The sequence below is a fragment of the Clostridioides sp. GD02404 genome, from assembly GCF_045898275.1.
GTDB classification, from domain to species: domain Bacteria; phylum Bacillota; class Clostridia; order Peptostreptococcales; family Peptostreptococcaceae; genus Clostridioides; species Clostridioides difficile_A.
Genome location: NZ_JBJOCA010000002.1, coordinates 211,080 through 223,730, shown reverse-complemented (window position 1 = coordinate 223,730; position 12,651 = coordinate 211,080). Strand labels below are relative to the sequence as shown.

Annotated in this window: 11 protein-coding genes; 1 reads left to right on the top strand and 10 read right to left on the bottom strand. The window is 31.6% G+C overall.

The annotated features are described in order from the left end of the window. Positions 1 to 128 precede the first annotated feature (128 nt). Together Q3287_RS02525 and Q3287_RS02520 are read right to left on the bottom strand one after the other, a co-directional pair. Positions 129 to 617 carry a flavodoxin family protein gene (locus tag Q3287_RS02525; protein ID WP_054276085.1) on the bottom strand — a complete coding sequence of 163 codons (489 nt, stop codon included), beginning with the start codon at positions 615 to 617 and terminating at the stop codon, positions 129 to 131. Between the two features lie 135 nt (positions 618 to 752). After that, positions 753 to 1,763, bottom strand: a complete 1,011-nt coding sequence (locus Q3287_RS02520; protein WP_407814503.1) for a DUF4116 domain-containing protein — start codon at positions 1,761 to 1,763, stop codon at positions 753 to 755. Positions 1,764 to 2,253: 490 nt separating this feature from the next. Here Q3287_RS02520 and Q3287_RS02515 point away from each other — a divergent pair, with 490 nt between their 5' ends. Continuing rightward, positions 2,254 to 2,601, top strand: a complete 348-nt coding sequence (locus Q3287_RS02515; RefSeq protein ID WP_223153301.1) for a hypothetical protein — start codon at positions 2,254 to 2,256, stop codon at positions 2,599 to 2,601. A gap of 160 nt (positions 2,602 to 2,761) precedes the next feature. Here the strand turns inward: Q3287_RS02515 and Q3287_RS02510 are convergent, their stop codons facing one another. The 8 genes from Q3287_RS02510 to Q3287_RS02475 form a co-directional block, all read right to left on the bottom strand. Beyond that, positions 2,762 to 4,135 (bottom strand): sigma-54 interaction domain-containing protein, encoded by a 1,374-nt coding sequence (locus Q3287_RS02510; protein ID WP_407963469.1) that lies wholly within the window; start codon positions 4,133 to 4,135, stop codon positions 2,762 to 2,764. Between the two features lie 98 nt (positions 4,136 to 4,233). Continuing rightward, positions 4,234 to 5,253 (bottom strand): electron transfer flavoprotein subunit alpha/FixB family protein, encoded by a 1,020-nt coding sequence (locus tag Q3287_RS02505; RefSeq protein WP_407963492.1) that lies wholly within the window; start codon positions 5,251 to 5,253, stop codon positions 4,234 to 4,236. Positions 5,254 to 5,266: 13 nt separating this feature from the next. Continuing rightward, positions 5,267 to 6,061 carry an electron transfer flavoprotein subunit beta/FixA family protein gene (locus Q3287_RS02500; protein WP_054269438.1) on the bottom strand — a complete coding sequence of 265 codons (795 nt, stop codon included), beginning with the start codon at positions 6,059 to 6,061 and terminating at the stop codon, positions 5,267 to 5,269. 10 nt (positions 6,062 to 6,071) lie between these two features. After that, the gene (gene acrC / locus Q3287_RS02495) at positions 6,072 to 7,214 is read right to left on the bottom strand and encodes an acryloyl-CoA reductase (RefSeq protein ID WP_407963468.1); all 1,143 of its coding nucleotides are present in this window, start codon (positions 7,212 to 7,214) and stop codon (positions 6,072 to 6,074) included. 18 nt (positions 7,215 to 7,232) lie between these two features. Beyond that, on the bottom strand, positions 7,233 to 8,465 hold the full coding sequence (locus tag Q3287_RS02490; RefSeq protein ID WP_054269436.1) for a CaiB/BaiF CoA-transferase family protein: 1,233 nt from the start codon (positions 8,463 to 8,465) through the stop codon (positions 7,233 to 7,235). A gap of 137 nt (positions 8,466 to 8,602) precedes the next feature. Further along, positions 8,603 to 9,943 carry a GntP family permease gene (locus Q3287_RS02485; RefSeq protein WP_054269435.1) on the bottom strand — a complete coding sequence of 447 codons (1,341 nt, stop codon included), beginning with the start codon at positions 9,941 to 9,943 and terminating at the stop codon, positions 8,603 to 8,605. 94 nt (positions 9,944 to 10,037) lie between these two features. Then, positions 10,038 to 10,835 (bottom strand): enoyl-CoA hydratase-related protein, encoded by a 798-nt coding sequence (locus tag Q3287_RS02480; protein WP_407811898.1) that lies wholly within the window; start codon positions 10,833 to 10,835, stop codon positions 10,038 to 10,040. Positions 10,836 to 11,392: 557 nt separating this feature from the next. Continuing rightward, entirely contained in the window at positions 11,393 to 12,586 is a 1,194-nt protein-coding gene (locus Q3287_RS02475; protein WP_407963467.1) for a CaiB/BaiF CoA transferase family protein, read from the bottom strand. Between the last annotated feature and the right edge of the window lie 65 nt (positions 12,587 to 12,651).

Sequence of the window (12,651 nt, the reverse complement as noted above, 5' to 3'; positions counted from 1 at the left end):
AATTAATTTATAATTATATCATAATTTATCTTGAGTAATTTTATGGAAAAATTTTTATTTTATAACTTTTACACCAAATCCCCACTAAAAATTTAAATTTATTATAATTCTTATTATGCATATAGAAATTAAGCAAATAGTTCTTTTGCTTTAGTAGCAATTCTTTCGCCAAATATTATGGCCTTCTCATTTTGTACTTCTGGTCCTTCAACTGAATGTACATGTCCCAAATGTATGAATGGTTTCCCTAAAGAGCCTCCTCCAGAGTACACAAGCATACCTTTTACCATCAAGTGACCTACTATAGTAAGTATCGCAACATCTGGACCTCCACATACATAGTCACATGTAGCAAAAACTGCCCCCAATTTTCCAGCTAAGTTGACTTTTCTTGAATCTTCATCAAACCATTTTTTTACTTCCCAAGTTGTATTTGCTAAATAAGTTGGTGTTCCAAATATCACTGCCTTACTTTCACTTAAATAATCTGAGTCAATATTGTCAAATCTCATGAGTTTAACTTCTACACCATCTACTTTTTTAGCTCCATCTTCTATCATCTTAGCTACCTTTTCTGTGTTTCCACTTCTTGTTTGATATAATATGGTAATCTTCAACTTTAACTCCCCCTTATTCAATAAAAATAATTTATTATATGTCAAATTATAGCACTAATTTTACTATACTACAAAGAACTAGTTGATTATTTTTTTATTAACTATTCAATTAAAAAAATACCTAAATTTATTGCTTTAAAAGATACCTAAACTCACTTTTAACTTGCTTATTTCAATCTCTACTATGTCTGATATATCTTGAAATGACATTCCTCTATCGTAAAGTTTTCCTGCAATTTTGATTTTTGCATTTTCTTCTCCCTTTTTAATCAATGCTCTGTTTTCTTTTTCTATTACATTTCTAACATAGCGTTTTGCAAATGGCTCATTATTATCACATAAAGCTTTATATTTTTCTTTATTTTCTTTTACAAAACTAAGTGCTCTTTTATCTTGTTTTATAGCTTCTGTACAAATTTCTTCTGTTTGCTCTTTTACAAATTTTAATGCCATTCCGTATTGTCTCACTGCCTTTAAACATATACCAATAGTTTGTTCCTTTACAAATTCTAGCGCCATTCCATTTTGTCTTACTGCTCTTAAACAGATTGTTTCTGTTTGCTCTTTTACAAATTTCAAGTCAAGCCCATTCTGTCTCACTGCTTCCATACATATTTCTTCTGTTTGATTTTCTACCCATTTTAGATTGTAACTGCAATGCTTAACTGCTTCCATACATATTTTTTCTGTTTGTTTTTTTACCCTAGCTAACCCAAATTCACTATTTCTTACTGCTTCTATACATATTTCTTCTGTTTGTTCTTTTACATATTCCAATGCAGCACCATTTTTTTCAACAGCCCTTAAGCACAATTCCTCTGTTTGGTTTTCTATGTATTTTAATGCTGTTCCATCTTGATTAATGGCTAACATACAAATTTCTTCTGTTGGTTCTTCCACAAATTCTAACATTCTCCAATCTTGTTTAACTGCTTCTAAACATATTTTTTCTGTTTGATTCTGAACACATTTTATTGCATTACAATTTTGTCTAACAGCCTCTAAACATATCTCTTCTGTTTGATTTTTTATGTATATTAAATTCAATCCATTTTTTCTTACTATTTCTAAATATTCATCTTCTGTCTTATTATCAAAATCATCATTATCTATTGATTCAAATATATCATTTTTATTTTCTTGCATACCCCAAACTCACCCCTTATAAATTTTATAAAATTCAATAAATTTACTCTCATTTTTATTCTATCAAAGAATATAAAAATTTTTGAGTCTTGTTTTTTTTTACACAATCATTTGCATGTTAAAAAATAAATTAATTACCTTAATTCCAGTATACAATACCCAAAATATGTGGTATATTTTAACTATAATATATTTTTATATATTATTGTCAGAATATTTAAAGTTAAATTTATATAGAATATTTTTATTTATATATCACTTATGTTTGGATATATTTTTCTTTTTTCTTTTTTAGTTTTCGGGTTAGTAAGGGGTTAGTAATTTAGGTTTTCATAGGATATTATTTTTACAATTAGTTTTATTTTATCTAATTTATATATCTTATCATTAATAAAACTAAATATGATTTAAATAATTCCTTGAGATAAATTTAATAAAACTTAGAATCCTTGTCTAAGCTTAAAACACTAAAATTATTGGGAGGATATAAATGATGGACCAAATTAAACGCTTACAGGAATTGCAACAAAAATCATACTTGACTAAAGAAGAATTTGAGGAATTAAAAAACAGCACATATATTGAAAAATTTGAATTAAGAGATGAATGTGATAACTCTTACATTTATACATTTTATACTAATGACAAGTGTAATGATATAAAATTTATAAAGTCACAATTTATTGTTACACTTATAAAAATCGGTTTCTTATGTGAGTGTGGCGGTGTATTTAGACAAAAGAAAATAGTTGATGAATATGATTACGGATATAATGCTATATATAAATGTGATTCTTGTGGAAAAGAACTTGATAAAGAAGTAGAAAATTATGATTAAATAACAACCTATTCAAAACAGCTTTTGTAAAGACTAGATAAAATTCACTTTGAATTTGGACTATAACCCTCTTAGAAGACAGTTAAAATACGTAAATCTGTCTAAAACTAGGAGGGTTTTGTTATGCCCAAAACAATTAAATCATATTTAAATGCTGAAATTACTTTAATTCAATTTTGTACTTTTTTATTTTCTTATATAAAAGACTTTTATGTATTCCCATAACTTCTGCTGCCTTGGAACATTTCCAATTATACTTCGTTAACACATCAATAATTAAACTCTTTTCATAATTTTCCACCATTTCATGAATTGAGCAATTACTGTCCACGTTACATTGAGCCACTCTACTGATATTATCCATTTTAGATGGAAGGTCACACATCATAATGACCATATCATCACTTACAGCATAAGCACTTTTTATTACATTCTGTAGTTCTCTTATATTTCCTGGCCAAATATAGTTAATAAAACAATTTTTAACCTTATCACTTAAAACCTTCAATTCCTTATATTCAGAATTTAATTTGTTTAATATGTAATTTGCTAACAACAAAATATCATCTTGTCTGTCCTTTAATTCCAGCATATGAATATTTATTACATTTAACCTATAGTATAAATCTTCTCTAAATAATCCCTCTTCAACCATTTTACTTAAATTCTTTCTTGTAGCAGAGATTACTCTTACATCTATCTTTATCGTTTTAAGACCCCCAACTGGTTCTATCTCATTTTCCTGAAGAACTCTTAAAAGTTTTGCTTGCATCGTCAAAGGCATATCACCTATTTCGTCTAAGAAGATAGTGCCATTATTTGCAACTAAAAACTTACCTTTTTTGCCTCCCTTTTTTGCTCCTGTAAAAGCTCCTTCGTCATATCCAAATAGCTCCGATTCTAATAGTTCTTCTGGTATTGCAGCACAGTTTATACTAACCATAGGTTTGTCTGCTCTACTGCTATTATTATGAATTGCTCTAGCAAATACTTCTTTACCTGTACCTGTTTCCCCTGTCAAAAGTACTGAGAAGTTCGTTTTAGAAGCTTTCATACCTGTTTTCTTAAGCTCTATGAAATCTTTATTTTCACCTATGAGCTTATCAAAACTACATTTATCCTTAAACTGTTCTTTATAATATTGGAGTTCCATATATTCTGACATTAACTTTTTAGCTACATCAAATGATTGTAATCTAAATTTAACTTGAGCTACACCTGCAACCACTTCTCCACTGTCATTTTCCACATAAGATCTACTTACTATTACACTTTTTTCTTTTGTTTCTCCACCTGAGTAATGGTGTATAGCTCCTTCTTCACAATATTTATCTCTCATAACATCCAACATTTTTGTATTTGGTATAATAATTTGTATATTATGTCCTATTATATCTTCTTTTGCTTTCCCTAAGAAATCACAATATTTATCATTAATATCTATGATTACTCCATCTTTATCTACAACAATAAAACCATCATCAGTCATGGATAATACTCTTGCAAATATATCCTTATACCAGTGCTCTTTCATTGTTTCATCCCTCCACTATAACCTTCAGCAAAAATAATAAGTCTTACAATACAATATTATAAGACTTACCATTCTATATATTCAATGTTTTCTAAAAGTTACCTATTTAATGACTCTATCATTTCAGGTAGGATTTCATATAAATCCCCTACAATTCCATAGTCACATATATTGAAAATAGGTGCTTTTGAATCTTTATTTATAGCAACTATATACTTAGAATCACTCATACCTGCTAAATGTTGTATTGCTCCAGATATACCACATGCAATATATAACTCTGGTCTAACAGTAGTTCCTGTTTGTCCAACTTGATGGGAATGCTCTATCCACCCTGAATCTACTGCGGCTCTTGAAGCACCAATCTCTGCCCCTAATTTATCAGCCAATTCCTTTATTAATTCAAATCCTTCTGCCCTCTTTAATCCTCTTCCTGCAGAAACTATTATTCTAGCATCAGTTAGATTTATAGCTTTCTTTTCTTGTGGAAGCATTTCTACTAATCTAGTTCTAATCATTTTCTCAGTAAGTCCTGGATTAACAACCTCTAAAACTCCATTCTCTGATTCAGTTCTTATAGCTTTTGCCATAACCCCTGGACGAACAGTTGACATCTGTGGTCTATTTTTAGGACAAACGATAGTAGCCATTAAATTTCCACCAAAGGCTGGTCTCGTTTGTAATAATTTATTGTCTGTTAAATCTATTTCAAGTTTTGTACAGTCGGCAGTTAGACCTGTTCCAATTTTACCTGCAATTCTAGGTGCAATATCTCTTCCTATAGAAGTAGCTCCAACTAGTACCACCTCTGGCTTTTTCACTTCAATTAAATCTGCAATTGAAATTGCATATCCATCAGTTGTGAAATCTTTAAGAAGAGGGTCATTGATATAATATGCTTTATCGACACTATAGTGAAGTAATTCCTTCACTTCTTTATCTACTTCATATCCAGCTATTACAACTGAAAGCTCTTTTCCTAATTGGTCAGCAAGCTTTCTTCCCTCACCAATAAGTTCTATAGTAACTGGATTAATTTTTCCTTCCCTTTGCTCTCCTATTACCCAAACTCCATTATAGTCATTTAAATTTATACTTTGATTAACTTTTGCTCTCATCATCTTAACACTCCTATACTAGTTTCAAATCGAATAGTATTTCTATTAACTTTTCAGCTTTTTCTTTCTTATTTATACCTTCGATTATTTCATTATGTTTGTCTTTAACTGGTACAAACGACTTGTAAACATTTGTAGGTGAACCCTTTAATCCAATTTGAGTTGTATCAACATCTAAGTCTGAAAGTGTTAACACAGTAATTTTTGCATCTCCATTATTGTAAGCTTCTAAGATTCCTTTAACACTTGGATATCTTGGATTATTTAACTCTTTTATAGCAGTTAATAAAACTGGCATCTTTGCTTCTATTAAGTAATCTCCAGTTTCTGTATAACGAGTTACTAGTAGTTTATCACCTTGAACCTTTACTTCTTTTGCATAGGTAACCTGTGGAACTCCCAAAAATTCTGCAACCTCTGGTCCAACCTGAGCTGTATCTCCATCTATAGCTTGTCTTCCACAGAATATTACATCATACTTTCCGACCTTCTCTATAGCAGCAGCAATAATTGTAGATGTAGCCCAAGTATCTGAGCCACCAAAAGCTCTATCTGAAATTAAATATGCCTCATCAGCACCCATCGCCAAAGCTTCTTTTAAAGCGTTTTTAGCTTGAGGAGGTCCCATGCTTATAACCTTAATCACTGCTCCCAGTTCATCTTTTATTTTTAAAGCTTCTTCTAAAGCATTTCTATCATCTGGATTGATTATACTTGGTACACCATCTCTTATTAGGGTACCTGTCTCTTTATTTATTTTAACTTCATTAGTGTCTGGAACTTGCTTTAAGCAAACAACTATATTCATAATCTTCCTCCTATCCTAGTACTGCTCTTGAAATAACAACCTTGTGTATTTCTGAAGTACCTTCATAAATTTCTGTTATCTTAGCATCTCTGTACATTCTCTCTAATGGATAATCTTTCATATATCCATATCCTCCATGGATTTGGAGAGCTAGATTTGTAACTTCTCTTGCAGTACGTGATGCATTGTATTTTGCCATGGCAGCTTCTTTAGTGTGTTTTTCGCCTCTAGTTTTCAAATCCGCAGCATAATATACTAACAATTTTGCTGATTCCACCATAGTAGCCATATCTGCAATATACCATTGAATACCTTGCAAAGCTGAAATTGGCTTGCCAAATTGAACTCTTTCTTTAGAATATTTGATACTTTCTTCTAAGGCCCCTTCAGCAATTCCTACAGCTTGAGCTCCAACTCCAATTCTTGCACCATCTAGACAAGTCATAGCTATGTTGAAGCCTTTTCCTTCTTTTCCTAATAGGTTACACTTTGGAACTCTACAGTTATCAAATATTAACTCTGCAGTTTCTGAACCATGTATACCCATTTTTTCTTCAATTTTTCCTATTGAGAAACCTGGAGTACCTTTGTCAACTATAATAGCAGACATCCCCTTTATTCCCTTTGATGGTTCTGTCAATGCAAATATTACTAATGATTCTGCTTGACCTCCACCAGAAATAAAACACTTAGTTCCATTTAAAACATATTCATCAGTTGCTTCATCAATAATTGCAGTTGTTGCAGCTCTTGCAGCATCTGAACCAGCATTAGGCTCAGTTAAAGCAAAAGCTCCTACACACCCACCTTCAGCCATCATCGGAAGGTATTTCTTCTTTTGTTCCTCAGTACCAAATTTCAAAATAGCTTGAGCATATATTGTGTGTATTGATAGTATTGCTGCAGATGCTGCACATTTTTTGGCAACCTCATTAACAACAATTACCTTTTCTATATCTGCTCCACCAGAACCTCCATATTCAACAGGTGTCCCAATACCATTAAATCCTATTTTAGCCATTTTGCTAAAAAGTTCTCTTGGGAAAATACCAGTTTTATCTGTTTCTGCAGCTATTGGTGCTATTTCCTTCTCTGCAAATTCTCTTGCTACTCTTTGAAGCATTACTTGGGCTTCTGTTAATCTAAAATCCATAAAATTTCCTCCTATTTATTAACATAGTTCACATGTTTCTTTATTCATTGCTACAATTCCAGATTCAATTAGAGCTTCTATATCAGAATCACTGTATCCAAGTTCTCTCAATATCTCATCTGAATGTTCTCCTATAAGTGGGGCATCACAAGTCATATTAACTTCAATATTTCCAAACTTAACTGGAGTGGATGCAAGCATTGTTTTATTTCCATTTTTACTTGTATGTTCATATATATAGTTATTAGCAATAGCCTGTTCATCAGTTACTACATCATTAACATGCTGAATTCTTTCATGGGCTATATCCGCAGTAGTAAGCTTTTCAACCATCTCATTTTGAGTAAATTTTGCAAACTCACCATCTAAAATATTAATAAGCTCTGTAGCATTTTTCTTACTTTCTACTGAAGATGCAAATCTCTCTTCTTTTATCAAATCTTCTCTTCCAAATAATCTGCAAAGTGCCTCAAAATATCTTTCATGTTCTAGGATACTTAAGAATATCCACTTTCCATCCTTACAACGATAAGAATTTATTACTGGAGAAATGGCATTCTTTCTAGTTTTTGGATACTCATCACTAAACTGTGTAGATGCCAATAAAGATGATGCATTCCATATTGCTTGTCCAAACAAAGATGCCATTACCTTTTGACCTTTTCCAGTCTTAGCTTGTTGGTATAAAGCTGCACATATACCTCCAGATAAGCTACAAGAAGTTGTCGCATCTCCAAAGGCTATAGGTGGGTTTATTGGACTTGTATCCTTCTCTGCTATATCAAGCATAGCTCCACTTCTTGCCCAAAAGGCAACTGTATCAAATCCTGCATTGTCCTTAGCAGGTCCAAAATCACCAAAACCATTTATTTGTCCCCAGATAAGATGTGGGTGTTTTTTACTTAATGATTCATAGTCAAGACCTAGCCTTTTTAATGCTCCTGTTCTATAGCTTGAAACAAACACGTTTGCTTCACTTAAAAGCTTATCCATAATTTCAATTCCAGCTTCACTCTTAAGATTTATAGACAAACCTCTTTTATTTGAATTATATGTACTGTAAAAAGGATTATTATAATCATCTATTGGCATTGTCATTGTTGCCCCTGTCTTTCTTCCCGGGTCTCCAAAGCTTGGCTCTACCTTAATTACATCCGCACCCCAGTCAGCTAATATTTTAGAAGTTCCTGGACCTGCTACAAAATATGTTAAGTCAATTACCTTAACACCTTCTAATGGTTTATTTAACACTTTTAATTCCTCCTTATACTGTCGATTTGGTATTTTAAATATTTTATTTATAGTATTAAATCATAAAATTTATTGTACATATTTTGAAAATTAGTTTTACAATATCAAAATATAATGTATATTTTTCATCTTTTCTTTTATGGTAATCCTGGGAACATCGTAAACATAAGAACTGCTACTACGGTTCCAATAATTGGGGTCAAAACAGTCACCCAGAATATTGGCATATAAGCATCTTTATGTGATTCTTTACATAGACCATTTGTTACAGTAACGATATATCCGTTATGAGGAAGTGAATCTAATGCTGCTGATGAAATTGCCATAGTTCTAGTTAATGCGGCTGCAGAAACACCCTTAGCTAAAAATACTGGTCCAAGAAGTGGAGCCGCGATTCCAAGTCCACCTGAAGCTGACCCACATATACCTGCAATAACTGTAGTTCCAACGGCAGCTCCTGCAATAGGAGGTCCAGGAATATTAGTCATAGCATTAACTATAAAGTCAAAACCAACTGCTGATTTTACAACTGAGCCAAATGCAACTACAGCACAAGTATTACATATTGCTACTACTGTAGTTTTACATGCATCACCAACATGTCCAACTATTTTGGAATTATCTTGATATTTATTTAACAATAAATACACTAATAACGCTCCAATAAACACTCCTACCTCAATTGGTACTATTGCTTGTCCATTAATTTTTACATTAATTATTAATATTGATACTATTAATGGAATTAACGCAATTAGACCATTAGGACCATTTCCTCTCTTCGAATTAGTTGCTGCTACTTCATCAAATATATCTGATTCATGTGCTATAAAATGCCCACCATTGGCTTTTTCTTTTGAAACCATTCTATATAAAATGATGCTTCCAACAACAAACATTACTGCACATGATATAAATCCATTTACTGCACCAGCCATAATGTCTGTCCCTAATGTTGACGCTGGAACAATATTATGAATCTGTGGTGCTCCTGGTGCAACCATTGCAAAAGTCGAACATCCAAAAGTCAAGGCTGCTGGTATAAATCGACGTGGCAAATCAGCTTCTTTAAAGATTTCCAAGGCTATCGGAAACACTGCAAAACTTACAACGAAAACACTTACTCCTCCATAGGCTAATATTCCACAAGCTATTGGAATAGAAAGTAATGCTTTATCCTTACCAATCCATCTTACAATCATCTTAGCAATAGATTTCGCTCCACCAGTAATCTCCATTATTTTTCCCATTAAAGTACCTGTTAGGAAAATAAAGAAATTCGCCTGGAGAAATCCAACAAAACCTGCCATATAATCCACCTTGAGTGCATTATATACATTTAGATTTCCTGTTATAGCAACTAGTAGTGAACATACAATTGCTATTATAAAAATATTTACTCCCTTCATAACCATTACAACTAGAAGGGATAGGGCTATAATAATCCCTACTAAACTTATAATTACTCCCGCATTCATAAATTAACTCCTTTTAAAATTAAACTCTGTGTGTTTCTTCACGAAATTTAGATTTTGAATATTTTCTACATTTATTCCAATTTGGTTATAATAGCTACTTATTCTCAAAAACTGGCTTTCTCTTCTCTATAAATGCATCCATACCCTCTTGTTTATCTCTTGTAGCAAAAGTTAAACCTGCAATATCTTTCTCTAGTTCAAGAGCATTTTTTAAATCCATATCTATTCCTTTATTAATAACTACTTTTGCATATCTTATTGCTATTGGTGCTTTTTCAACTATTTGATTCATCATCTTCATTGCCTCTTCTAAAAGCACATCACTTGGAACTACTTTATTAATAAGACCAATAGATTTAGCTTCTTCTGCATTTACTTGCCTTCCTGTAAAAATTAATTCTTTGGCTATCCCAGTTCCAACAAGTCTTGATAATCTTTGAGTTCCACCAAAACACGGAATTACTCCTAAATTAACTTCAGGCTGTCCAAATATAGCCTTTTCTGATGCAATTCTAATGTCACAACTCATAGCAAGTTCACATCCACCACCTAATGCATATCCATTAACTGCTGCTATTACTGTTTTCTCAAGAGCTTCAATTTTGTCAAAAATCCCTTGTGCATAACCTGCATATCTTCTGCCTTCTTCACTTTTATAGTTTTGCATCTGACGTATATCAGCCCCAGCTACAAAAACTTTACCTTCTCCAGTAATAATAACTCCTAATATTTCCTCGTTTTCTGATATTACATCAATAACTTGAGATAACTCTCTAAGAGTGTCATTATTAAGAGCATTTAAAGCCTTAGGTCTATTTATAGTAATAACACAGACTTTATCCTTAAGTTCTACCTTAAGATTTTTCAAATTTTCCATTTCAAATCCCATCATATTCCCCCTATTATACATTGTTATTTTTTCTACATTTCTTGTTGATATATATTAGCAAGTTCTACGCCAACTTCTATTAAATTCCATTATTTTTGTTAAAAAATTGTTTTTTTTAATGAAATAAACAAAATATACATAAATTTCACTAAATTTTTAATAGGTTTTACCTTTAAAACTGATTAAATCATAATTTATTAAAGAATTTTTCTACAATAAAATCCATAAAATCATATTTTTGTCTCATTTTCGAGAAAATACTAAAAAAATCCAGTCTCATTTTTGAGAATACAGTCTCATTTTTGATACTTTACTACGTATTTGTCTCAATAGTATAGATTTCTTAACAAAAATAAAAAAAGCTACAAAGACTTAATGTCCAAATAGCTTTTTCTATCTTAAATGCTACTGATAATTTTAGATTTGACTTGCAATATTTATTTAATCATTTTTTTGATATTATTCTAAAACCTTTATGTATATTCATAAATGCCTTAACAATGGATGTATTGAATTGTTTTCTAATTTTATTAATATTATCTCTATACTTTTCTCTAAAGTTAGATAACTCCATTCTCTTTTAAATCATTTATTTTTTCACTATCAAAACCGAGCCAACTGCTATAAATCTCTTCATTATTTTCTCCTAAAGATGGTGCTGGTACATTAATTTGAGATTTTGTTGTCATCAACTTAACTGGATTTCCATTAACTCTCATATCTCCTATAATAGGATGTTTCATATCTACAATCATTTCTCTCGCTTTTGCAATATGTTCATCTGTTGTGACATTTCCAAGACTATAAATAGGTGCTGCAGGAACTCCAGCCTCTGATATTAAATCAACTGCTTCTTTTATGGTGTGCTTAATAGACCATTTTTCTATTTCTGATTTAAGAGCCTTATGGTATTCACAACGATTAAGATTTGTTTTAAATCTTTCATCTGTTAAAAGCTCCTCTCTAAAAAGTACCTTTTTACACAATCTTTCAAACAACTTGTCATTACCACAACCTATTACGAAATTACCATCACTTGCCTTAAAAGAATCATAAGGATAAGCAGAAGCATATCTATTTCCCATAAGTTCAGGCTGACCTGAATCAAAATATCTCTGTATACCAGTTTCAAGAGATGATACAACTGAATCAACGAGGGAAATGTCTACTCTTTGTCCTTTTCCAAATATCGCTCTAGCATTAAGTGCCATAAGTATACCAATAGTTAAATTCATACCTCCCAATACATCTCCCATAGCATTTCCTACTCTTGTTGGTTCACCGCCTTCATTTCCTGTTATACTCATAAGTCCACCCATTGCTTGTGCAATAATATCATATCCTGGACGCTCTGAATATGGTCCATAACATCCAAAACCTGACACAGCTCCATATATTATTTGATTATTAACTTTAGATAATTCATCATAACCAAGCCCTAGCTTTTCCATTACACCTGGTCTATAATTTTCTACCACGACATCAGCCTCTTTTACCATTTTTAAGAATATATTTTTACCTTCTTCTGATTTAAGATTTAAAGTCACACCTTTCTTATTTCTATTTATATTTGCGTAATATAAACTTTCTCCATTTACAAAAGGTCCAAATTTTCTTGTATCATCACCTTTTTTTGGTACTTCTATTTTTATGACCTGTGCCCCAAAATCAGCTAACATCATTGTACAATATGGTCCTGCAAGAACTCTAGTAAGGTCAAGTACTTTTATATTGCTTAATGCTCCTTTTTTCATAACTATACCTCCAATTTATATTATATTAATCAATATTAAAAGTTAAGTTTAATAACAAATTCCCC

What these genes read in the sequence shown, in the direction of transcription:
- Q3287_RS02505 (WP_407963492.1), bottom strand. Translation starts at nt 5,253, where the DNA reads ATGAGAGCAAAAGTTAATCAAAGTATAAATTTAAATGACTATAATGGA.
- Q3287_RS02515 (WP_223153301.1), top strand. Translation starts at nt 2,254, where the DNA reads ATGATGGACCAAATTAAACGCTTACAGGAATTGCAACAAAAATCATAC.
- Q3287_RS02520 (WP_407814503.1), bottom strand. Translation starts at nt 1,763, where the DNA reads ATGCAAGAAAATAAAAATGATATATTTGAATCAATAGATAATGATGAT.
- Q3287_RS02510 (WP_407963469.1), bottom strand. Translation starts at nt 4,135, where the DNA reads ATGAAAGAGCACTGGTATAAGGATATATTTGCAAGAGTATTATCCATG.
- Q3287_RS02485 (WP_054269435.1), bottom strand. Translation starts at nt 9,943, where the DNA reads ATGAATGCGGGAGTAATTATAAGTTTAGTAGGGATTATTATAGCCCTA.
- acrC (WP_407963468.1), bottom strand. Translation starts at nt 7,214, where the DNA reads ATGGATTTTAGATTAACAGAAGCCCAAGTAATGCTTCAAAGAGTAGCA.
- Q3287_RS02500 (WP_054269438.1), bottom strand. Translation starts at nt 6,061, where the DNA reads ATGAATATAGTTGTTTGCTTAAAGCAAGTTCCAGACACTAATGAAGTT.
- Q3287_RS02480 (WP_407811898.1), bottom strand. Translation starts at nt 10,835, where the DNA reads ATGATGGGATTTGAAATGGAAAATTTGAAAAATCTTAAGGTAGAACTT.
- Q3287_RS02475 (WP_407963467.1), bottom strand. Translation starts at nt 12,586, where the DNA reads ATGAAAAAAGGAGCATTAAGCAATATAAAAGTACTTGACCTTACTAGA.